This is a genomic window from Autumnicola musiva (assembly GCF_031846585.1).
Classification (GTDB): Bacteria; Bacteroidota; Bacteroidia; order Flavobacteriales; family Flavobacteriaceae; genus Autumnicola; species Autumnicola musiva.
The window spans coordinates 123,481-146,837 of the sequence record NZ_JAVRHK010000008.1; the positions used below are offsets into that span (position 1 = coordinate 123,481).

Here is a 23,357-nt window from a genome sequence, read left to right on the forward strand (position 1 = left end):
CTATAAATTATAGTTTAGATTATTTTTTTACTAAAAATTTAAGTTTAGGGATTTACTAATTCCTTTCGGTATGATTTATTACTACAAAATGATGAAATTTCCAACCTAGAAATTTTTGGTTAGGGTATAAAAAAAGGAGATAATTGCTGGGGCTTTAATTTCAACAATCACCAATTATTTTCTTTCAAATTAAAGATTGAATTTTCCCTATTTAAAGTTGAATTATAATTTAAGAAATTTATAAATGAGGTCATTAATTTGACTAGACACTACATAAGCGTTGGCTAAGCCTGATTAGCTACTTCTATTAAGATTTCGACATTTTTTTATCCTTCTTAGCCATTCTTTTTTCTAAATTGCTCATATCACTGCTAATTTTATTTTCCATTACCCGTGCATAAATCTGAGTGGTAGATAATTTTGTATGTCCTAAAAGCTTGGATACCGTTTCAATGGGAACTCCGTTAGATAAGGTTACGGTGGTGGCAAAGGTATGCCGCGCGGAATGAAAAGTAATATGTTTTCTCACTTTTGAAGCTTTCATTACTTTTTTTACATATTCATTCATCTTTTGATTGGATCTCACAGGAAACAAATACTCACTAACAAGGTGAAACCGTTTATCCTGGTATTTTTTTAAAATAATATCCGCTTTATGGAGTAGTGGAGCTTTTACAGGTTCATTAGTTTTTTCGCGTCTAGTAGATATCCAGTTTTTACCGTCCATTCCTTTAACGATATGATCTTTGGTGAGCTCCTTAAGCTCACCATAAGTAAGCCCGGTATAACAGGAGAATAGGAACATATCTTTAACCCGTTCCAGGGATTCACTCTTAAAAAACGTTTCTTCGACCATTTTTAATTCCCGTTCCGATAAGAATTGACGTTCGTTCTTCTCAAACTTCATTTTATAATTCTGAAAAGGGTTCTTTTCCAGCCATTCTAATTTAATGGCCAGGTTGATCATTTTTTTAAAGCGCTCCAAGTGTTTCATAGTCCCGTTGGTGCCACAGGTCTTCCTTGCTTTTTTAGCACGGTAATTCCTGAGAAACATTTCAAATTCGGTAATGAATTGGTAGTCGATCTGCTTTAGGTATACATCGTTGGTTTTCTTTTTCTTTTTTAGAAACTCGTCCAGGTATTTGGCAGTGGTATTATAGTTTTTAAGCGTACCCCATTTAAGGACTCCTTTCATTGTCTGGCTATGATACTTAATAATATCCTTGAGGGTTTTATGCTCTTCATCTAACCCAAGATAGGAAGCTTTGACTTTATCGGCAGTGATTAAGGTATCTTTATCCAGAATTCTCTTTTGGGTGTCGAGTAATTTGGAATAAACCTGGTCTAAATAACTGTTTAATGTTTTAATCCTGGGGGAAGTTCCTTTAAGTCGTCCTTTAGAACTATCCCATTCATTAACTGAAGTTTTCCTTTTTAGGCTCATTTCAGCGCATTTTCCATTTACCGTAATACGGGCGTAAATAGATAATTCTTTTTTGTTCCGGTTGAGTTTTCTTGTGAAGAAAAGTACGGAGAATGTAGTAAAATCAGGCATTTCGAATGTCTTTAAGTTAAACAATAAGTGTTAAAGACGAAAGTCAAATCAATCTAATGATCATTCTAAGATAGTGAAATGCTGGAAAGAAAGTATTCACCGAATCATTCACTGGATAGGGTGATATCAAACCATATCAAATGATATCGTAAAAACAAAAAAACACTGAAAATCAATAGATTAACAGTGTTTTTATATCCTTTTAAAGAAGGTTCGTCGGGGTGGCAGGATTCGAACCTGCGGCCTCCTGCTCCCAAAGCAGGCGCGATAACCGGGCTACGCTACACCCCGAGTAATTTATTAATCGCGACTGGAACGCGATACTGCGGAGAGACCGGGATTCGAACCCGGGCATCCCGAAGGATGACAGCTTAGCAGGCTGCTGCATTACCACTCTGCCACCTCTCCGTTATATAATGAACTATGCAAATGTTTTTGCGGATGCAAATGTAGGTTTTACTTATTTACCTTCCAAACTTTCTATTCATTTTTCAGCTACAAATAAGTAAACAAAAGCTGTAGTATTATTTAAACACTTTTACTTCAGAATATTAGGGTGTGGGCATTTTTCAAATTAATTTCCCGAACCTTCCATTTCAATCAGCTTTGCCAAATTTTGTAAAATCCTTTCATGTTTTTTTACAAAAGGATTTTCCTGATTCCAGACATAACCGGCCAATACAGCGCATATCTTTTCCTTTATCTTCTCGTTTGGTGCAGAATGGAACATGATTTTTTGAAGATTACCTGAATACCACTCTTTTACGTAAGTATGGAAAACAGCAACTCCTTTTTTCATGTAGTCGGCATATTCTTTTTGCCAGTCAATATTCTCTCCTTTAAATTCCCTTAGAATTAGCTTTGCTGCCAGTAAGCCCGATTCTGTGGCAAAAGCGACTCCTGAAGAGAATACGGGATCCAGAAATTCTGCACTATTGCCGGTAAGCACAAAGCCATCTCCATATAGGCGGGTGACGTTTTTGGAAATGTTTTCAACCTTTACGGGTTCAAAAAGAAAGTCTGTATCATCAAACCTTCCATGATAATATTCAGTTAACTGCAACATTTCCTGAAAAGCAATTTTTTGATCATTGCTGAATTTATCAAACCATTTTTTAGGTGCCACAAAACCCAGGCTTGTATTGCCGTTGGAGAAGGGGATATACCAGAACCATACCTGTGTGTCTAAAATTTCAAATGTAATCTGTTCCCCTTCCTTTCCTGCCGGTCGGTTTATTTCATTAACATGCGTAAAAACAGATGAATGGGAAGCAATTTGCGGCGGAGCTTCTAAATTCAGCTTTTCGGCAAGCACCCTGCCATATCCGCTGGAATCTATAATAAAATCCGCTTCAATTTCAGATAAATCATCGTTTTTACCTTGGATTTTGGTAAGAGATTTTTTTCCGTGGAAAGCAACTTCTTTAACTGTGGTTTTAAAAAGGATTTCCACTCCGTTTCGCTGTGCCGCTTCGGCTAAAATAAAGTCAAAATCGGCTCTGGGTACCTGCCATGTCCAATCCCAGCCTTTCCCAAACTTTTTGCTGAAGTCAAATTCTGCCACCTTTTCATCTTTGATAAAACGCGCTCCATGTTTTTTCTGAAATCCGACATTCTTTAATACCTCAAGTAGGCCCGCTTCTTCAAAATTATCCATCACCCTGGGGATCAGGCTTTCGCCAATAGTAAAGCGTGGAAATTGGGATTTTTCCACAACCTTTACTTTAATTCCGTTTGTATGAAGAAATGCAGCTGAAATTATTCCTGCCGGCCCGGCACCAATTATCAGAACATCAGTTTTTTCGCGCTCCATATTTCATGATTATGTGAAAGAGAATTATTTTAGTTAATTTTTGTAGGTATGTTCTGCCAATCCTGGTTTTAAATGCGCATCAAATATACTACATTTGTTAAATGCTTTAACACCCCTTATTTAAACCCAGTAGCCATCTTTCTTTATGCTCCAGATAAAAGAAGCACTTCAACTTCACGATTTTTTCAAGATACTGTTTGAAAATGATTCCGTAGAACTTGCTCCCGAAAAACTTCAGGAGATGCAGAAGAGTTTTCAGTTTCTTAGGGAATTTTCAAAGAACAAAATAATTTATGGCGTTAATACCGGTTTCGGCCCTATGGCACAGTATAAAATTGACGATAAAGATCAAATTCAGCTACAATATAATTTAATAAGGAGTCATTCTTCAGGAACAGGAAAACCGCTTGAACCGCTTTCTGTAAAAGCTTTGATGCTGGCAAGGTTAAATACCCTTTCGCTGGGAAAATCCGGGGTACATACTTCCGTGGCAAAAACTATGGAATCTCTTATAAATAATAATATCACGCCACTTATTTTTGAACATGGGGGAGTAGGGGCATCGGGAGATCTGGTGCAACTCGCGCACCTCGCTCTTGTACTGATAGGGGAAGGAGAGGTTTTTTATAAAAATGAAAGGTGTTCTACAGCTCATGTTTTTAAAGAATTAAATATTGAACCTGTTAATATTGAATTACGCGAAGGCCTGGCTCTTATTAATGGAACTTCAGCCATGACGGGAATTGGCATTGTAAACATTATTTATGCACAGCGCTTGTTGGACTGGTCAATTTTTTGTTCTTCAGCAATAAATGAAATCGTGCAGGCTTATGACGATCATTTTTCAGAAGAATTAAACGCTGCAAAACAGCATAAGGGGCAGCGGGAAATTGCGAAAAAAATGCGGGAACATTTAAAAGACAGTAAGCTTACCCGCAACAGGACTGAACATTTATATACTGAAGCTGCCGATAAAAACACTTATTTCAGTGAAAAGGTGCAGGAATATTACAGTCTGCGCTGTGTTCCTCAAATTCTGGGCCCGGTGTATGACACCATTGAAAATTCTGGAAAAATTTTAATTGAGGAAGTAAATTCGGCCAATGACAATCCAATAATCGATTTTAAGCAAAAGCAGGTTTATCACGGCGGCAATTTCCATGGGGATTATGTGGCGCTGGAAATGGATAAACTTAAACTTGTAATTACAAAATTATCTATGCTCGCAGAGCGCCAGCTTAATTATCTGCTAAATAATAAGCTGAATGATATTTTGCCTCCGTTTGTTAATTTAGGAAAACTGGGACTTAATTTTGGAATGCAGGGCTCCCAGTTTACGGCAGTTTCTACTACTGCTGAAAATCAGACGCTATCCAATCCCATGTATATTCATAGCATTCCAAATAATAATGATAATCAGGATGTTGTAAGCATGGGAACAAATGCTGCCAACATCACTAAAACGGTTATAGAAAATGCTTTTGAAGTAGTTTCGGTTGAATTAATCACTATTGTCCAGGCTTTAAGATATCTCGATTTTAGAGATAAATTATCCGGTAAAACCCGGGAACAATTCGAAATTTTATCCGGGATCATCCCGCCATTAAAAGAGGACGTGGTTATGTATCCTGTTATTTCCAAAGTAAAGGAGCACATTAAAAAGTGGGACGCCTATTGAAGTTTTAGAAATAATGAATAATATAAGTATGAAATATGCATTGGTAACAGGAGGTTCCCGCGGAATAGGAAGGGCCATTGCGCTACAACTGGCGAAGGAACTGCAATACAATATTCTGCTGAATTTTAATAAGAATCATAAGGCCGCTGAAGAAACCAAACTTCTTATAGAAGCGAATGGAGTAAATTGTCATATTTTACAATTTGATGTGGGAAAAGCCGAAGCTACAACTGCCGCTTTTGAGAACTGGAAAAAAGCAAATCCCGAAGCAATAATAGAAGTAATTGTAAACAATGCCGGTATTACTCGAGACGGACTTTTTATGTGGATGAAACCAGAAGATTGGAATACTGTTATAGACACTTCTTTAAATGGATTTTATAATGTGACGCAGCCTTTACTGAAGGATATGCTGCGTAAGCGCTATGGGCGTATTATAAATATTGTTTCGCTTTCCGGACTTAAGGGCAATGCCGGGCAGGTAAATTATTCAGCGGCCAAAGGCGGATTAATTGCTGCAACAAAAGCGCTTGCCCAGGAAATTGGGAAGAGGAAAGTAACTGTAAATGCAGTGGCCCCCGGCTTTATAAATTCGGAAATGACGGAAGATTTTGATCAAAATGAATTTAAAAAACTTATTCCGCTTAAGCGTTTTGGGGAAGCAGAAGAAGTGGCCAATCTGGTGAGTTTTTTAGCTTCAAAAAAAGCTTCCTATATTACAGGAGAGGTGATTAATATTAACGGAGGATTATATTCTTAATTTATGACAGCCTGGCAAGGGAAATCGCGCGGCACACTTCTGGGCTTCAGGATCTATGTTTTTATAATTAAAACTTTCGGTCTTTATCCTGCCTATTTTGTGCTACTTTTCGTAGCCGCCTATTTTGTGTTTTTTGCTTATAATTCAACCAAAAGTGTTTATTATTTCTTCCGAAGAAGACTGAATTATTCCGCGCTAAATTCCGCTTTTAACGTGTATCGCAGTTATTTTACCTTTGGAAGGGTACAGCTGGACCGCCTTGCAATTACAATCGGTTTAAAGAAAAAATACACTTTTGAATTTGATGGAATTGAATATATAGAAAGCCTGCTTAAGCAGAAAAAAGGAGGAATTTTGCTCACTGCCCATATTGGTAATTTTAATCTTGCCAGGCATTTTTTTGATGAAAAGCATACTGAAGCCGTGGTGAACCTTGTAATTTCAGATCTCGAGCATCGGGAAATTAAAAGTTATGTGGATTCTGTTACCGGAAAAGCTGCTGTAAATATTATTGTGATGCAGGATGACCTTTCCCATATTATTAAAATAAATAATGCCCTGAAGAACAATGAACTGTTGGTGTTTGCGGCAGACAGATATATGGCACATACAAAAACCTATTCTGAAATGTTCATGGGAGGAGAAGTGCAATTTCCACGGGGGCCTTTTAAACTAGCTATTCGCAACAAAATTCCCGTTTTATTTGTTCATTTGATGAGAGAAAAAAAATTTCATTATCATTTCTATGCCAGGCCTTTTAAATCTGAAAAAAACGCTCCACGGGAACTACTAAAATGTTATCTTGAGAATCTGGAAAAAATGGTGAGAAAATACCCACAGCAGTGGTTCAATTATTATGATTATTGGAATGATTTCAGTTAAACTTGATCTATGGCAGAAAATTTACTTAAAGAACCTATCCTTGAAAAGGAACAAATACTAAAGTTAATCCCGCAGAAGCCGCCTTTTGTTATGGTGGACAGTTTATATGAATATACTGCGGTTACGGGAAAGATGGGTTTTAGCATCCCAACCGATAACCTTTTGGTTGAAAATGGCATTTTTTCAGAACCCGGAGTTATTGAACATATGGCACAAAGTATGTCGCTTCACCGTGGTTATCAGGGATTTATATCAGGTTTGGACAAACCAAAAACTGGTTTTATTGGAGCCATAAAAACTGTGGAAGTATTGGAATTGCCAGAAGCAGGCAGCCAACTTACCACTTATGTCGAAATTCTCCACGAAATTATGAAAGTTACCCTGGTCACAGCGCGTACAGAGGATGAAAATGGTAATATTATTGCCACTTCCGAAATGAAAACGGTAACCGTAGATTAAGATGCCGCAGCAAATATTGCAATCTAAAATAGATTTAAGCGTAAGGTTCCATGAATGCGACCCCTTACAAATTGTCTGGCATGGCAATTATTTTAAATATTTTGAAGAAGGAAGAGAGGATTTTAGCCGGAAACACAGATTTTCTTATCTAGACGTAAAAGAGAAAGGATATGCCACGCCTATAGTTAAAACAGAATGTGAACATTTTTTACCGTTGAAGTATGGCGATGTTTTTACGGTGGAAACTACTTTTGTACCTTCCCGGGCGGCTAAAATAATATTTGAGTACCGGATTATAAAAAGCAATGAACTCATCTGTACCGGGAAAACCATTCAGGTTTTTACGCAGAACGGGAAATTGGTTCTTGTAAATCCGCCATTCTTCCAGGATTGGAAAAAGAAAATGGATTTGATATAAATGAAGAAGGTTTACCTGCATGACGATGCTATTATTTCCCCGCTGGGATTTTCTACTGCTGAAAATCTGCAGGCCATAAAAGAAGAATATTCGGGACTTAAGCTTCATCAAAAAAATAGTTTGTCAGCCAAAGAATTTTATGGAGGGATTATAGAAGAAAAAAAACTGGAAAACTCATTTGATAAAATAGCTGATAATTCTGATTTTACCCGGCTTGAAAAAATGATGATTCTTGCAGTACATGAAATCCTGAAAAAAAATCCTGATCTGAATTTTAACAATTGCGGACTCGTAATTTCTACCACTAAAGGGAATATAGATTTACTTGAAGCGGAAGGACTGCTGAACAAAAAAGTTTTTCTAACTGAATTAGCTAAGAGCATAGGTGAGTATTTTGGATTTAAAGCAGAACCCGTTGTTGTCTCCAATGCGTGTATTTCTGGTGGTCTTGCCCTTATCGTGGGAAAAAATTTGATTACTTCAGGGCAATTTCAAAGAGTGATAGTAGTTGGGGGGGATTTACTTTCAAAATTTGTGCTTTCCGGTTTTAGTTCATTCCAGGCCGTGAGCGCAGTTCCCTGCAAACCTTTTTCAAAAAGCAGGAGCGGAATAAGCCTGGGAGAAGCAGCGGCGGCTGTCCTGCTGAATTCAGAAAGAAAAGAAAAGGATAACATCGCACTTATTGCAGGAAGTTCGGCTAATGATGCCAATCATATTTCCGGGCCATCCCGCACGGGAGAAGGGCTTTTTAAAACTATTCAAAAAGTATTAAAGCAATCTGGTCTGCAACCTGAAGATTTAGATTATATTTCTGCTCATGGAACAGCAACTCCTTATAATGATGAGATGGAAGCCATTGCCTTATCTCGGTCCGGGTTAAGCCATGTGCCGGTAAATAGCCTTAAAGGGTATTACGGGCATACTCTTGGGGCATCAGCTTTAGTGGAAAGCATTATCACCAAGCACTCCCTTCTTAATAATGAACTATACTGCTCTCTTAATTTTGAAGAATCTGGAGTTTCCAAACCTCTCAATATCATCCGTCAATATGAAAAAGAAGAACTGAGTTTTGCCCTTAAAACTGCTTCGGGCTTTGGAGGATGCAATCTATCTTTAATTTTTGAAAAAGAGAAAAATGGGAGATAAGCCGTTTTTTATAGAAGCTTTAGTAGCAATTAAAAGCAACGTGGTTTACAGGAATGGCGAAGAAATTTTCAGAAGGGACCATATACAGGAACCTGATGCTTTTATAAAAGAATTCTTCAAAAACCTGAAAGTAAAATATCCGAAATTTCACAAAATGGACGTCCTGAGTAAGCTCGGATTTCTGGCTTCGGAAGTGCTCCTGAAGGATAAATATGTTTCTCCGGATACTGCTCTTATTTTCTCAAATTCCGCGTCCAGTATGGAAACGGATCGCCAGTACAGGGCTTCTATGGAGGATTTTCCATCGCCTTCTTTATTTGTTTATACGCTGCCAAATATTGTCCTGGGGGAAATAAGCATCAGGCACCGGTTGCAAAGTGAGAATGCATTTTTTGTATCAGAAAAATTTAATCCGCATTTAATCCACACTTATACAACCGGATTATTGAAAAATGAGATGTCTCCCGCAGCGGTTTGTGGCTGGCTGGACTTGAAAAATAAAGAATATGATGTATTTTTGATCTTGATTTCGGAAAATGGAAAAATTCCTTTTACCGAAGAAAATCTTCAAAAAACCTACTATTTTGACAATGAGTGATTTGCGCACTGAGTTAAAAATAAACATAATTGAGCAACTGAATCTTGAAGATGTAAAGGTTCAGGATATTGCAGATGATGAGCCTCTTTTTGGTGACGGGCTGGGACTCGATTCCATAGATGCCCTTGAACTAATAGTACTACTTGAGAAGGACTACGGCATTAAACTTACCGAACCACAACAGGGAAAGGAAATTTTTGCTTCGGTAAACCGAATGGCAGAATTTATAGAAGAAAATCGCACAATGTAGCAAATGGATGCAGGGGTAGCCGTTACCGGAATCGGAATAATTTCTTCCATTGGCAGAGATGTTGGCGGGAATTATCAAAATTTGATTAACGGGAATTGCGGAATTTCCAAACCCGAAATACTGGAAACTCTTCATAAAGGCATTCCTGTTGGAGAAATAAAAATTTCTAATACCCAGTTATATGAAATGCTCAGCCTTCCGCATAACAACAGCTATACAAGAGCGGCATTACTGGCAGTTTTAGCCATTAAAGAAGCACTTTCCGGCGCAGGATTAAATCCGAATGAACATGAAATTGGCCTGATTTCCGGTACCAGTGTTGGCGGGATAGACATGACTGAAAAATTTTTCAATGAGTACGGTGAAAATTCCGAAAACCTGCGTTATATACAAGCGCAGCATCCGGGTTTTACCACAGGCCAGATAGCAGATTATTTCGTAATAAAGAATTTTGTCACTACAATAAGTACGGCCTGTTCCTCGGGAGCTAATGCAATTATGCTCGGCGCGAGAATGATAAAATCGGGGCGTTTAAAAAGGGTTATTGTTGGTGGAAGCGACTGTCTTTCTAAATTTACACTGAATGGCTTTAATTCCTTGAAAATTCTTTCTTCGGAAGTTTGCAGGCCTTTTGATAACAGGCGTAACGGACTTAATTTGGGAGAAGGTGCTGCTTATCTTATTCTCGAAGCTGATGATATATTAGCTGAAAAACCGGTACTGGGGCGGGTGAGTGGCTACGGCAATGCCAATGATGCTTTTCATCAAACTGCTTCTTCTGAAACCGGGGAGGGCGCTTTTCTTGCAATGAAAAAAGCACTTGAAGTAGCCGGATTGTCTCCTGAAGCTATCTCTTATATCAATGCCCACGGCACGGCCACAATCAATAATGACCTTTCAGAAAGCCGTGCGCTTAAAAGGATTTTCAAAGACAATATACCCGATTTTAGTTCCACCAAGGCTTTTACAGGACATACTCTGGCCGCTGCGGGAGCGCTTGAAGCCGTCTATAGTTTGCTTTCCCTTCAAAATAATATGATGTTTAAAAATGCCAATTTTGAACATTCTATGGAGGAAACAGCTTTAGTGCCGGTACAGAAAACTTCAGAAAAAGAACTTCAGCATGTGCTTTCCAATTCTTTTGGTTTCGGCGGAAATTGTACTTCTTTAATTTTCAGCAGGAATGGAAAATAATATCTACATCAATGGGATTTGCAGTATTTCGGCCCAGCCTGAAAATGCACCTTTTTCCGAAGCTCCTTTAGAATATCATGATAGTATTATTACTGCCCTGGCTCCGAATTATAAAGAATACATCCCGCCAATAATGCTGCGCCGAATGTCTAAAGCAGTAAAAATGGGACTGGTTGCAGCTAAGCGCGCCTTAAAAGAGGCAAATGTAGAAATTCCTGACGCCATTATTACCGGAACGGGAGAAGGCTGTAAACAGGATACCGAAAAATTTTTACAAAATATGCTGGATCAGGACGAGGAGCTACTTTCACCTACAGCTTTTATCCAATCCACCCATAATACGGTGGGCGGCCAGATTGCTTTGAATTTAAAATGTACGGGATATAATGTAACGTATACACAAAATTCGGCTTCCCTGGAATCGGCTTTTTTGGATGCCCTTCTTTATTTTGCTGAAACCAACCAGGAAAAGCATATATTGGTAGGAGGGGTAGAGGAAATTGCCAAAAAATCGACACCTTTTTATTACCTGGACGGGCAGCTTAAAAATGAAAATATTTCCAATCTGGCACTGCTAGCATCTGATTCTCCCGGAACGATAACTTCGGAAGGAGCTCATTTTTTTGCACTGTCTAATAAGCTTTTAGAAAAATCTTATGCGGTCCTCCGGGACCTTAAAATTATCCATTCTGTTTCAGAAGAATGTCTGACTTCTGAAGTGAGTGATTTTCTCAAAAGCAATCTGCTTAATCCTTCAGATATTGATATGTTGATTTTCGGCAACAACGGAGATTCGAGGTTTGACGGTTTTTATCAGAATTTGCAGTTAGGATTATTTAAAGAAACCATTCAGCTGGGCTATAAACATTTAACAGGTGATTATAATACGGTTTCAGGGTATGCGGTATCACTTGCGGCGAAAATTCTTAAAGGTGGACAAATTCCTGAAATTTTAAAGCTGAATGCCGTTAAGGCCACTCTTCCGAAGCATATTTTAATATACAATCAGTACCTTGGGAGCAATCACAGTTTTATTTTGGTAAGCAAAATTTGACCTTCAGGATTATAAATACCGTAATAATTCTACTTCTGCTAATCGTAGCGGTTGTTTTACTTTTCAATGATCTTTCTGTGGCGCCGGTTGTGGCTTTTGCCATTATTTACATCCTATTTTTGCTGGTGGTTTCCACGAATATCCGTTTTAATTTTTTTGTAAAGGCACATCATAATAATCCGGTGGTTTCAGAGAAAAAAATCGCTCTGAGTTTTGATGACGGGCCGGTAGAGAATACCCTAAGGATTCTGGATATTCTGGATAAATTTCAGGTTAAAACAATTTTTTTCTGTATTGGTAAAAACGTAAAAAAGCATCCTGAAATCTTACAGGAAATAATTGCGCGTGGCCATATAATTGGCAATCATAGCTATACCCATACCCGGAAAATGGGGTTTCTAAAGGCAGGCCAGGTATTAGAAGAGATTCGCTCATGTGATGAAATAGTGCATCGGGTAACAGGACTTAAAATGAATTTGTTCCGGCCGCCGTTTGGGGTAATAAATCCAAAAACAAAACGGGCCTTAAAAATTACGGGGCATAAAGTAATTGGCTGGCGTGTAAGATCTTATGATGCTATCTTAAATTCTGAAGAAATTATTCTGAAAAGGATAAAAAAGAAGCTTAAATCCGGAGATGTGGTTCTTTTGCATGATAATAAGCCGGTAACGGCAGAAGTGTTGGAACAATTGTTGATATATCTGCAGAAGCACAATTTCCAGGTTGTGCGGGCAGATAATTTATTTGATATAGATGCGTATACTTAATTTTTTGGTGTTTTTCGTAGCCCTGAACTTGGCAGCACAGGAAAACAAACTTAATGAAGCTGAAAAAGAAAAATTTCAGCGGCAGGTGGCTGCACAGGCCAAAGATCTGCAAACCCTGCAGGCAGATTTTGTGCAGACCAAGCATATGGAAATGATCACCAAAGATGCCCAAAGTAAAGGGCAAATTTTCTTCCGTTCTCCAAATATTATCAAGTGGCAGTATTCCGAACCTTTTCAATATACTATTCTTTACAGGGATGGTAAATTATATATTAATGATGGAGGTGAAAAAAGTATTACAGAGGCTTCCGGCAATAAGCTCTTCGGAAAAATAATAAATATGATTTCTGAAACTATGAATGGCAAACTGCTGGAAAAAACAGAGAATTTTGAAGTGATTTACTTTTGGGAAAAAACTCAGATTTGTACCAGCCTGCACCCTAAAGATGAGGATATTGCTCAAATGTTCAGTGAAATTTTAATACGTTTCAATAATGAACACCTGGTACAATCGGTCAAATTAATTGACGAAGGGGGAGATTCTACAGAGATCCGCCTGAAAAATGTTCAACTGAACCAGCCACTGGATGGTTCTGTATTTCAGCATTAACCTAATTGTTTTTCCTGTCAATATGCCTTTCTAAAGTCTTATCTGAAAATTCTGCCTATTTTAGTAGAATAAATTAAACAAAAGGCCGATGTTGCTAAAGGATTTCTATTCAGTAATTCAATCTACGAAAGAAGAGGGGAAAATTATCACACAGATAAGGATCAATAAAGACCATGTCCTTTATAAAGGCCATTTTCCAGATCGTCCTGTTACGCCGGGAGTTGTTTTAATGCATTTGTTTAAAGAAGAAATGGAGCGGCAAACCGGAAGAAAACTTCAATTTTCCAAAGCTTCAAATGTGAAATTTATGGCTGTGGTAGATCCAAATGTAGATGATGTTCTTATCCTCGAACTGGAAACCGAAGAAAACTTTAATGCCTTGAATTTAAAAGGAATAGCTAAACATAATGGATGTGTCGCTTTAAAAATAAATGCCTCTTATAATTAGGAGGGTATTATTCATATTTTTGTAAAGTATATGGCATTTTGGATTTAAATGATATTTTTGCATTTAAAGCCAAAAATATTGAGTAATTCGCCAATATACCAATCCAGGTTCAACAATTTCAATTGTTGTGTCTTAATTCCCACTTACAATAACGAGGGTACGCTTGCCAGCGTTCTTCAGGATCTTCTGCTGTATACCAGTAATCTTATAGTTGTTAATGATGGTTCTACAGATGCTACAAAGGAAGTCCTAAAACAGTTCCCGGACTTAGAAGTTTTGCATTTTGATAAAAACTGCGGAAAGGGTGTGGCGCTCAACAGGGGTTTTGAATTTGCTGAAGAATTAGGCTATTCTTATGCAGTTACCATAGATAGTGACGGGCAGCATTATCCCGATGATCTTGATGTTTTTCTAAAAGAACTGGAAAGCCGGAAACCGGGAGATCCCGAATTACTTTTAGTTGGAGACCGTAACATGGGGCGGGAAGGAATTCCAGGAAAAAGTTCTACCGGAAATAAATTTTCAAACTTCTGGTATTTAGTAGTTACCGGTACACAGTTATTCGACACGCAAAGTGGTTACAGGCTTTACCCGCTTAAAGTGGTGAATGATATAAAGATTTTTACACGAAAATTTGAATTCGAAATCGAAATTATCGTAAAAGCTGCATGGCGAAAAGTAGAAGTAAAGAATATTCCCATAAAAGTTATTTATGCTGAAAATCGTGTGACTCATTTCAGGCCATTCTGGGATATTACCCGTATTACGCTCTTGTATATGTGGTTTGTGCTGGTAAGTTTTTTCTACATTCATCCGCGCAATAAATATCAGGATTTCAGGAGAAAGGGTTTTGGCAGGTTTTGGAAAGAGGATATTGTTAAAAGTCAGGAGCCGCCTCATAAAAAAGCTGCAGCCATTGCATTGGGCGTATTTGTGGGTATTTCTCCGTTTTGGGGACTGCATACCCTGCTGGTTTTTGTTTTTGCAGCAATTTTCAACTTGAATAAAGTCATTGCTTTTTTATTTTCCAATATCAGCATCCCGCCGCTTATTCCTTTTATTGTCTACGGAAGTTATCAGGTAGGCTCCCTGCTGTCTGGCAAAGGCTTTAACTGGGAAATAGACCCTGATAACTTTGATAGTTCAGCTGAAGTTTTCCAGGGCCTTTGGCATTATGTGTTGGGAAGTTTTGCCCTTGCAGGTTTTGCTGCATTACTTATATGGATTGTGTTTTATTTCTTATTTTCGGTTATCAACCCTAAACAGGTTATAAAGCCCTAGATGTATAATTTTTTTCTGAAAATTCATTATTTCTTTAAACGGCAGAAGCTGGCCGGGTTTTCCATACTTATTATTCTGGCGGCTGTCCTGGCTTTTTTTGCTTCCAAAATTAATCTGGAAGAAGATATTACCCAATTAATCCCTTCAGGAGAAAAACAGGATGTGCTGCGCCGTGTTTTAGATGAAACTGACTTTTCAGATAAAATCATTGTAACTATTTCGGCTTCTTCCGAAGAAACACATCCAGATCGTCTTACCCGTTATGCTGAAGAGTTTGTTGATTCGCTTCATGAAAAACTGCCCGAGTATATAGAAGAAGTTGAAGGAGAATTATCTGAAGAAGGGGTGCTGGAAGTATATGATTTTGTTTATAATCATTTGCCCTTATTTTTAAATGCTGAAGATTACCAGAAAATAAATTCGCGTATAACCGAAGACAGCATTGAATATTATTTAAAGAAAGATTACCGCAATCTTATTTCTCCCACCGGCCTTGTGACCAAGGAATTCATTTTTAAAGATCCGCTTTCCATCACCACTCTTGGCCTGAACAAACTTCGGGAGTTACAGGTGGGCAATCAATATGAGCTTTACAATAACTTTTTACTTACAAAAGACCATCAGCATTTGTTATTGTTTCTCACCCCGTCTTTACCGGCTTCAGAAACCAATAACAACAAAACTTTTATCAGCAAGTTAAAAGAAGTTCAATCTTCTCTTGATGAAAAATATGAAGATGTAGAAGGGGACTTTTTTGGTGGAGTGCTGTATTCGCTGGCCAATGCAAACAGGATAAAATCTGATATAAGAATCACTATTTCCATTGCCGTGGCAGTACTGCTGCTGTTGCTTGTATTTTTTTACAGGCGAATTTATATACCGTTTATTCTTTTTATTCCGAGTATTCTAGGCGCTTTGGTGGCCGTAGCATTCCTTTATTTTTTCAAGGGAACAATTTCGGCTATCTCCCTGGGAATTGGAGCAATTCTTCTTGGAATAAGTTTAGATTATGCCTTACATATTCTTACACACTACAGGAATAATAATGATATCAAACAACTTTACAGGGAAGTAACCCGGCCGGTTTTAATGAGCAGCCTTACCACGGCGGTTGCTTTTTTATGCCTGATATTTGTGCAGAGCAAAGCTTTGAATGACTTGGGGATATTTGCTGCCGTAAGCGTTGTATTTGCTTCTGCTTTTGCACTTATCCTGGTTCCGTTGCTTTACAAAATCCCTGCATCGCTTGAAAAGGAGAAACCTACTTTTCTGGATAAATTTGCCTCCATAGACCTACATAAAAAGAAAAGCCTGGTAATTATTGTTATATTCCTTTTTTTAGGCGGACTGCTGTTTTTTACCAATGTCCGGTTCAACAGTAACATTGCCAGCTTAAATTATGAGCCACAGGAAATAAAAAATGCTGAAGAGAAGATTCTGGAAATTGCCGGAAGGTCGGGCAAAACAATTTTCCTGGTGAGCTACGGGAATAATGTAGACGAGGCTTTGCTTCATAATTACAATCTTTACACCAGGCTTGGTGACTTGCATGAGCAGGGCAAAATTGAAAATTTCAGCAGTATTGGGGGAGTAGTGCTGTCTACCAATACCCAAACCACCAGAATAACGAATTGGGAGGAATTTTGGAATGGCGGGAAAAAAGAACAATTGAAACAAGATCTGATAGAGAAGTCGGATAATTTCGGGTTTAAAAAAGAGAGTTTTAATACTTTTTATCGTCAGCTTGAAAAAGATTTTGATCCAATTTTACTGGACGCTTATCGCAATACAGGAAATTTATATCTTAATGATTTTATTTCTGTTAGCCCCGATTTTTCTACGGTCACCACTACTGTAAACCTCCCGGAAGGTAGTTCGCTGGACTTTTCAGCAGAACTGGAGAATACAGAAGGTGTTGTGGTGATAGACCGGAAACAGATCAACCAGAGCTTTTTGGGGAATCTTAAAAATGATTTCAATCAGCTGATTGGTATTTCGATATTTGCCGTTTTTCTGATTCTTCTTCTGTTTTACAAGAACCTGGAACTAAGCTTTCTTACCATGCTGCCCATTGCAATTACCTGGGTAATCGCTCTTGGAATTATGAGCGTGTTTGGTATTGAGTTTAATATTTTGAACATTATCATTTCCACTTTTATTTTTGGCCTCGGCCTGGATTATAGTATTTTTATCACCAATGGTGCTTTAAAAGAATATGAAGAAGGCAGACCTGCCTTAAAAACCTATCGTACTTCGATACTTATTTCAGTTATTACCACCTTGCTGGGAATAGGTGCACTAATTTTCGCCCAACATCCTGCATTAAGATCGGTTTCCATAGTTTCAGTTATTGGAGTGCTCACTGCGGTTGTCGTTGCTTTTGTATTCCAGGCGTTTCTTTTTGACCTTCTGTTCCACAAAAGGACGAGGAAAGGCCTGGCACCCTTCAGGATAAGGAATCTTATTTCTAATCCTAAAAAGAAAGGCTCCTTTAAAAATCAGCTATATTTTAAAAAGCTGGTATTGGATAATTACCGCTTTAAATCGGTTTATGCTGAAATGCGCAAAACTTTTTCTGAAGAAAGGGAGCGCTATTTAAAAATTTCAGGATTTATAGGAAATAATGAAAAAGTGGCGGTTTATAATTCCGGCTACGGGATGCTGGCTATTTATCTTAGTTATAAACATCCTGAAAACAAGATTATTGGTTTTGAAACAGAAGATTCCAGGTTAAGAATAGCGAAAAATACCTTTCGCAATGGCCATAACCTGCTTAATTTTACAAATGAGCTTGCTGAAATGGAAACCGCCGAAATCTTCATCATTGGGAAAACTGCAAATACCAATCTTCGTAATGACCTTGAGAAAATGATTTCAAAAACGGCCAAAAAAGTAATTATTCTTGATCCTGAATATTCTTACCGCTGGATCCTGGATTTAAATTTTGAAATCCATTACCGTCAAAACAATATTATTGAACTCAGCAAGCTTTCCTGAAAAATGGCCAATTTCATAAAAAATATTTTTCTTTTTGTTTCCCTGCTCCAACTGGTTGGTTGTGGAGTAAAAAAATCTATGGCAGACCGTCCTGATATTTCAGGAATAGAAACCATTGATACTGTACGTACAGCTCATGATTCCACTCATTTTTCCCTGGGAAACAACAATCTCATCAAGAACAAGTATGGGATTTGGGAGCTTTATATTGAAGGGAATGCGTTGGAAAGAGGGCTGGCTAACGGCAGCCTTACGCAGGACCTTATCCATAAACAGGAAAATGCCTTTATGGGCAAAATTGATGAATTGGTACCCTCTCAAACTTATCAAAGTTTCCTGAAGAAAATGATCTCCTGGTTTAACCGAAAAATGTATTTACATGTAACTGAAGAATACAAGGAGGAGATTTATGGCGTTTCCCGTTTTGGACTTAAAAAATATGATGAATTTGCCCCGGCTTATGTGAGGATGCTTTATTTTCATGGTGCACATGACATTGGCCACGCTTTAAAGGACCTGATGTTGGTGGGCTGTACGTCCTTTGCTGCATGGGATAAAAAAACTGCCGATGGAGAACTTCTTTTAGGACGAAATTTTGATTTTTATGCCGGCGATGAATTTTCGGAGGAAAAGATTGTCTCTTTTGTGAATCCGGATAGTGGCTATAAATTCATGTCCTACTCCTGGGGCGGAATGATTGGCGTGGTAAGCGGCATGAATGAAAAAGGTGTTAGCGTGACCATTAATGCCGGAAAATCTAAAATCCCGCTTATCGCTAAAACTCCGGTTACACTTGTGGCGCGCGAAATCTTACAGTATGCTGCCAACACTAACGAGGCCATTGAAATTGCCAAAAAAAGGGAAGTTTTTGTATCTGAAGCTATTATGGTTGGAAGTGCGGAAGAGCGCAAAGCCATTCTCATTGAAGTTTCGCCTAAAAATTTCGGGGTTTATGAAGTGGAAAATCAGGATGAACTGGTATGCAGCAACCATTTTCAAAGTGAAGCTTATGCTGAAGACCAGAGGAATTTAAAAACCATAGAGGAAAGCCATTCTGCTTATCGCTACGAAAGAATGCAGGAATTGTTGGAGGAGAAAAATAAACTTACTCCTGAAAAAGCTGCGGCCGTTCTTCGGAATAAAAATGGTTTACACGGGGAGAATATTGGCTATGGCAATGAAAAAGCTATAAACCAGTTACTGGCGCATCACGGCATTATTTTTAAGCCTGAAGAAAACCAGGTCTGGATTTCTGCCAACCCTTATCAATTAGGAGCTTTTGTAGCTTATGATTTAGATGAAGTGTTTGCCAGGTTTGAACAGGGAAACGTGGAGAAAAGTGTGGCAAATGCTGAAAAAACCATTCCTGAAGACGAATTTGTCCATTCTGAAAACTTCAAAAAATATGAAGAATTCAGAAAATTGAGTTATGAAGTTTTCAATGCAATTTCAGCTGAAGAAACTATTTCAGAAGATAAAATTCAGCATTTAAAACAGCTGAATCCGCATTTCTGGAAGGCTTATTATCTTGCCGGGGCTTATTATTTTCAGCAAAAGGATTACAAAAAGGCAATTATTGACCTGAAACAGGCTAAGCGCCGGGAAATAAGTTCTGTGCCTGAAGAGGAGGAGGTAGAGAAATTGTTGAAGCAAAGTTACCGAAAGATTTAAAATGATGAAGGAACTGTATTACCGGGACACTGAAAAAATCCGGAAAAAGCAATGGGCTTTTCTCAGGGAACAGCTTTTATACACCTCCAGAAATTCCCCTTTTTACCGGGAGCTTTTCAGGAAGCACAAAATTGATCTGTCGCGGCTTGCTTCGTACAACGATTTCAGAAGAATTTCATTAACTACAAAAGAAGACCTTCAGCAGCAAAACTCAGAATTTATAAGTGTTGCCAAAGAAGAGATAATTGATTTTGTGACCACTTCTGGAACGTTGGGAGATCCTGTAAGCCTGGCGCTAAATGAAGCCGATTTAGAAAGGCTGGCCACAAATGAAATGAAATCGTTTCAGATGGCGGGAGTAAAAAAACAGGATGTAGTGCAAATCACTACTACACTGGATCGGCGGTTTATGGCCGGAATGGCATATTTCCTGGGGCTTTGCAAACTCGGAGCGGGAATTGTAAGAACAGGCAGCGGCTTACCCAAATTACAATGGGATTCCATAGAAAGGTTTCAGCCGAAATATCTGGTGGCGGTACCTTCTTTTTTGTTGAAAATGATCGAATTTGCAGAAGCTAATGGGATAGATTACAGAAATTCTTCGGTTAAGGCGGCAATTTGCATTGGTGAACCGCTGCGAAATGAACATCTTGAATTAAACGGGCTCGCCACCCGAATCAGGAAACTTTGGAATCTTGAGCTTTTTTCCACTTATGCTTCCACTGAAATGGCTACGGCTTTTACCGAATGTGAAATGCATCACGGAAATCATATTTTATCTGACCTTATTTTTACTGAAGTTTTAAATAATAGGGGAGAGCCTGTAGAAGATGGAGAAATTGGGGAGCTTGTAGTTTCTCCGCTGCAAACACGCACCATGCCTTTGCTTCGTTATGCGACGGGAGATATGGTAAAAATTTTCCGGGAACCCTGTGCCTGTGGCAGAAATACCCCAAGGCTTAGCCCGGTTATTGGCAGAAAGAAACAAATGCTGAAGCTGAAAGGAACCAGCGTTTACCCGCAGCAGATTATTAATGCGCTGAATTCTTTCAGCGGGATTGAAAGCTTTGTGATAGAAGCGCGAACGGGAGCATTGGATACGGACGAATTGTTTATTAAAATCAGCAGGATAGGAGAGCAAGAACTGCAGGAAATTAAGGAGCACCTAAAGTCCAGCTTGCAGGTTACACCACAAATTGAGGAAACAGAAAAAGCTGTTATTGAAGAATTGAAATTTCCGAAACAAAGCCGTAAACCGCAAATTTTTATTGATTACAGGTAATTTTTATCAATAGTGAAGAGTGAAAGAGTTAAGGAGGAAAAAAGGTTACTCGTGCCAGAAAGGGTAAAACTTCATTTAATTATCTTCTGCGGTAATCGGTGTAATTTGCGGGAGAAAAATTTATGGAGAGGGAAAAAGTGAAAGAGTGAAAAAGAAACATTATTTTCAATTTCATCAGAAGCTTAAAGCCTATAGCTTAGGGCGAAATACTGGATTTACACTTTCCTGCAGAGCAATACAATTTTCTCTTCATTCAGATTTGTGGTAAAGAAAAGATAATCTTTGCCTCCATCTTTTATCTTGAGCTTATTGCGTATTTCAGCAACCGATTCAGGGAAATTCCGGGTTGTAATATTGGCCTTTTTACCTCCAAAGCTTTTCTTTAAATGCTTCCTGCTAAATTCCACTGTATCAATAATTTCAAAACATCTTCCCGGGAAATTTTTTATTTGTTCTGAAGTAAATAGATGGGAATTAATATGAAGCTTTTTAGTTCCGGTAACTTCAGCCAGGGCAGCGAAACTTCCACTTTTCATAATGGCTGCATTGGGTTCATAAAGATATTTTTCAGGAAACGAAAATTCAATCTCTGCCGTATTAGTGGAAAGAACAGCTTCAAATTCCTGGTTACCTTTCTTCTGAAAATTAATAGTTTTCACTTTTACTTCTTCCGAAGGAGTTTTCGGCAGTAGCCATAACAATTCCTTTACTTCATTTTCTACAGCAACAATATGGATTTTGGCAACAGATTCCAGTTCTTCTATTCCGGCACTAAGATCGAGCAGGGGAGAAGTTTTTATTAAGATATTTTCAGAACGCTCAAATAGTAACTTCAGATTAGCAGGAATATCCGGCTGGCAATCGGACAACCTAAAAACTTTACCGCCATGTTCATCTCTTCTGGCAGGATCTGCAAAAATCCAGTCAAAATTTTCAGAAGATGTTTTCAGATACTGAAGTCCGTCGGTATGATGAGTATTAATATTGTCTGCTCCTAAAACTTCAAAATTATGCCCGGAAATTTCAGTTAATTCTTGATTTATTTCACAATACTGAACCTTTTCTGCCTTTTTTGAAAAGTGGAAAGTATCCACCCCAAAACCACCGGTAATATCAATCAATTTTTCTCCTGAAACCAAAGAGGCTTTATATTTCGCGGTAATTTCAGAAGAAGTCTGTTCGAGGTTCAGGCGTGGAGGAAAAAGGATTCCCGGAGTCTGGAACCAGGTGGGCAGCTTTTTTTCCGCAGTTTTTAATCCGGCGATTTGAGCGGCGATCTCCTGAATGGAAACATCAGGAAAAGGGCTGCCTTTCAGGATTAACTTTGAAAGATCAGATTTTAGATTTTTCCTTATAAAATCCTGAACATCATTTTGTAATAATTGCTTATTCAAAATAGAGGTTTTAGAGGTCTCTCGTAAGCCTTTTTACAATTTTGTATTCGCTCAAAGATTCTTTCGCGATCACTTTAAGGGCGGTATAAAAGGGAACTGCCACAACCATTCCGCCAATACCAAACATGAGGCCGGCTATAAGAATAATAAGGAAAATTTCCAGCGGATGCGAACGCACGCTCGCTCCAAAAATCATAGGTTGTGAAATAAAATTATCTATAAGCTGACAAATGGCGTAACCTAACATCACATAGATTAACCTCGGTAAAATTATTGCAGAAAAATCGGCTCCCAGATTGCTGGAAATTACAAATAGGGCCATTAAAATTCCGGCGAAAAGTGGTCCCAGGTAAGGTACCAGGTTCAGGAAAGCACAAATAAATGCAATGGCTATAGGATTCCTTATTTCAAAAACACTCAGCAAAATGGTATAAAGAATAAAAAGCACAGTAACCTGCATGGTAAGGCCTACAAAGTATCTGGAAAGTAATATTTTAATTTTATTAAATGCCCTCTGGAATTTTAGCTCATCTCCATGATTGGCAAATACCAGGATACTGTTTATCATCAATTTGCTATCCTTTAACAGGAAGAATGAAATAAAGATAATTGAAAATATGGCGACTAAAGTAGCGCCAAGCAGGCTGAAAACGTTGTTGAGAAATTTAGGAATAGCGGTAATATCAAAATTTCTTACAAATTCGCTCTGCTTGAGCCCTTCAATAATATTGATTTCCTCGACTCCCAGATAATTGTTTACCTGCGTATTAAGATCGTTAAGGTCACTCCTGAAGGCATCCATGTCTATCCTGCCCAGGTACTGACTCTGTTCTATAACAATGGGTACAAAAACATAAATAATGCCTATAAATAGCGAAAGTACCATTAGCAGCACCATTATTACTGAAAGCTGGTTGGGGAGCTTAAGGGTATGTTTAAGAAAAATTACTATGGGCCTCCCTACAAGTGAAATAACTCCCGAAATGGCTATATAAACCAACACCGACTGTATTTCGTATAGAAAATAGAGAAGCAAAACTATTCCAACCATTATCCCGGCTGCCCGTAATATTCCGAAAGAAAATTCTTTTGCGTTCACG

General features: G+C 38.3%; 21 protein-coding genes and 2 tRNA genes. 17 read left to right on the top strand and 6 right to left on the bottom strand.

What is annotated here, in order from left to right:
• Positions 1-307: 307 nt before the first annotated feature.
• From RM539_RS12125 to RM539_RS12140, 4 genes are all read right to left on the bottom strand, one after another.
• Positions 308-1,555 carry a site-specific integrase gene (locus RM539_RS12125; protein WP_311503667.1) on the bottom strand — a complete coding sequence of 416 codons (1,248 nt, stop codon included), beginning with the start codon at positions 1,553-1,555 and terminating at the stop codon, positions 308-310.
• 216 nt (positions 1,556-1,771) lie between these two features.
• Positions 1,772-1,846, bottom strand: a tRNA-Pro gene (locus RM539_RS12130).
• 35 nt (positions 1,847-1,881) lie between these two features.
• Positions 1,882-1,963, bottom strand: a tRNA-Ser gene (locus RM539_RS12135).
• Between the two features lie 166 nt (positions 1,964-2,129).
• A complete protein-coding gene (locus RM539_RS12140) occupies positions 2,130-3,368 on the bottom strand; it encodes an NAD(P)/FAD-dependent oxidoreductase (RefSeq protein WP_311503668.1) in 1,239 nt (412 codons plus the stop codon).
• A gap of 145 nt (positions 3,369-3,513) precedes the next feature.
• Between RM539_RS12140 and flxA the strand changes: the two genes are divergently transcribed.
• From flxA to flxY, 17 genes are all read left to right on the top strand, one after another.
• Positions 3,514-5,046, top strand: a complete 1,533-nt coding sequence (gene flxA, locus RM539_RS12145; protein ID WP_311503669.1) for a flexirubin biosynthesis tyrosine ammonia-lyase FlxA — start codon at positions 3,514-3,516, stop codon at positions 5,044-5,046.
• Positions 5,047-5,074: 28 nt separating this feature from the next.
• Positions 5,075-5,806: a flexirubin biosynthesis SDR family reductase FlxB gene (flxB, locus tag RM539_RS12150; protein WP_311503730.1), complete on the top strand. Its 732-nt coding sequence runs from the start codon at positions 5,075-5,077 to the stop codon at positions 5,804-5,806.
• A 3-nt stretch (positions 5,807-5,809) separates the two neighbouring features.
• Positions 5,810-6,688: a lysophospholipid acyltransferase family protein gene (locus tag RM539_RS12155; RefSeq protein ID WP_311503670.1), complete on the top strand. Its 879-nt coding sequence runs from the start codon at positions 5,810-5,812 to the stop codon at positions 6,686-6,688.
• A gap of 9 nt (positions 6,689-6,697) precedes the next feature.
• Entirely contained in the window at positions 6,698-7,147 is a 450-nt protein-coding gene (locus RM539_RS12160; protein WP_311503671.1) for a hotdog family protein, read from the top strand.
• Between the two features lies 1 nt (position 7,148).
• Positions 7,149-7,565 carry an acyl-CoA thioesterase gene (locus RM539_RS12165; protein ID WP_311503672.1) on the top strand — a complete coding sequence of 139 codons (417 nt, stop codon included), beginning with the start codon at positions 7,149-7,151 and terminating at the stop codon, positions 7,563-7,565.
• Positions 7,566-8,711, top strand: a complete 1,146-nt coding sequence (locus RM539_RS12170) for a beta-ketoacyl synthase N-terminal-like domain-containing protein (protein ID WP_311503673.1) — start codon at positions 7,566-7,568, stop codon at positions 8,709-8,711. It abuts the gene before it with no gap.
• On the top strand, positions 8,686-9,309 hold the full coding sequence (locus RM539_RS12175; protein ID WP_311503674.1) for a hypothetical protein: 624 nt from the start codon (positions 8,686-8,688) through the stop codon (positions 9,307-9,309). Before RM539_RS12170 ends, RM539_RS12175 begins: the two co-directional genes overlap by 26 nt.
• Positions 9,302-9,559, top strand: a complete 258-nt coding sequence (locus RM539_RS12180; RefSeq protein ID WP_311503675.1) for a phosphopantetheine-binding protein — start codon at positions 9,302-9,304, stop codon at positions 9,557-9,559. The genes RM539_RS12175 and RM539_RS12180 overlap by 8 nt, the downstream gene beginning before the upstream one ends.
• 3 nt (positions 9,560-9,562) lie before the next feature.
• The gene (locus RM539_RS12185) at positions 9,563-10,753 is read left to right on the top strand and encodes a beta-ketoacyl-[acyl-carrier-protein] synthase family protein (RefSeq protein WP_311503676.1); all 1,191 of its coding nucleotides are present in this window, start codon (positions 9,563-9,565) and stop codon (positions 10,751-10,753) included.
• The gene (locus tag RM539_RS12190; RefSeq protein WP_311503677.1) at positions 10,743-11,807 is read left to right on the top strand and encodes a beta-ketoacyl synthase chain length factor; all 1,065 of its coding nucleotides are present in this window, start codon (positions 10,743-10,745) and stop codon (positions 11,805-11,807) included. Before RM539_RS12185 ends, RM539_RS12190 begins: the two co-directional genes overlap by 11 nt.
• A complete protein-coding gene (locus tag RM539_RS12195) occupies positions 11,804-12,574 on the top strand; it encodes a polysaccharide deacetylase family protein (protein WP_311503678.1) in 771 nt (256 codons plus the stop codon). The genes RM539_RS12190 and RM539_RS12195 overlap by 4 nt, the downstream gene beginning before the upstream one ends.
• On the top strand, positions 12,561-13,184 hold the full coding sequence (gene lolA2, locus RM539_RS12200; RefSeq protein ID WP_311503679.1) for a flexirubin biosynthesis/transport protein LolA2: 624 nt from the start codon (positions 12,561-12,563) through the stop codon (positions 13,182-13,184). Before RM539_RS12195 ends, lolA2 begins: the two co-directional genes overlap by 14 nt.
• An 88-nt stretch (positions 13,185-13,272) precedes the next feature.
• A complete protein-coding gene (locus tag RM539_RS12205; RefSeq protein ID WP_311503680.1) occupies positions 13,273-13,632 on the top strand; it encodes an ApeI family dehydratase in 360 nt (119 codons plus the stop codon).
• A gap of 78 nt (positions 13,633-13,710) precedes the next feature.
• Entirely contained in the window at positions 13,711-14,913 is a 1,203-nt protein-coding gene (locus tag RM539_RS12210; protein ID WP_311503681.1) for a DUF2062 domain-containing protein, read from the top strand.
• Positions 14,914-17,910, top strand: coding sequence for an MMPL family transporter (locus RM539_RS12215; protein WP_311503682.1), 2,997 nt, complete (start codon positions 14,914-14,916; stop codon positions 17,908-17,910).
• Between the two features lie 3 nt (positions 17,911-17,913).
• The gene (locus RM539_RS12220; protein WP_311503683.1) at positions 17,914-19,581 is read left to right on the top strand and encodes a C45 family autoproteolytic acyltransferase/hydrolase; all 1,668 of its coding nucleotides are present in this window, start codon (positions 17,914-17,916) and stop codon (positions 19,579-19,581) included.
• A 1-nt stretch (position 19,582) separates the two neighbouring features.
• Positions 19,583-20,863: a flexirubin biosynthesis putative acyl-CoA ligase FlxY gene (gene flxY, locus RM539_RS12225; RefSeq protein ID WP_311503684.1), complete on the top strand. Its 1,281-nt coding sequence runs from the start codon at positions 19,583-19,585 to the stop codon at positions 20,861-20,863.
• A gap of 215 nt (positions 20,864-21,078) precedes the next feature.
• Here the strand turns inward: flxY and RM539_RS12230 are convergent, their stop codons facing one another.
• Entirely contained in the window at positions 21,079-22,257 is a 1,179-nt protein-coding gene (locus tag RM539_RS12230; RefSeq protein WP_311503685.1) for a class I SAM-dependent methyltransferase, read from the bottom strand.
• Between the two features lie 10 nt (positions 22,258-22,267).
• Positions 22,268-23,356: an AI-2E family transporter gene (locus RM539_RS12235; protein ID WP_311503686.1), complete on the bottom strand. Its 1,089-nt coding sequence runs from the start codon at positions 23,354-23,356 to the stop codon at positions 22,268-22,270.
• Position 23,357 lies beyond the last annotated feature (1 nt).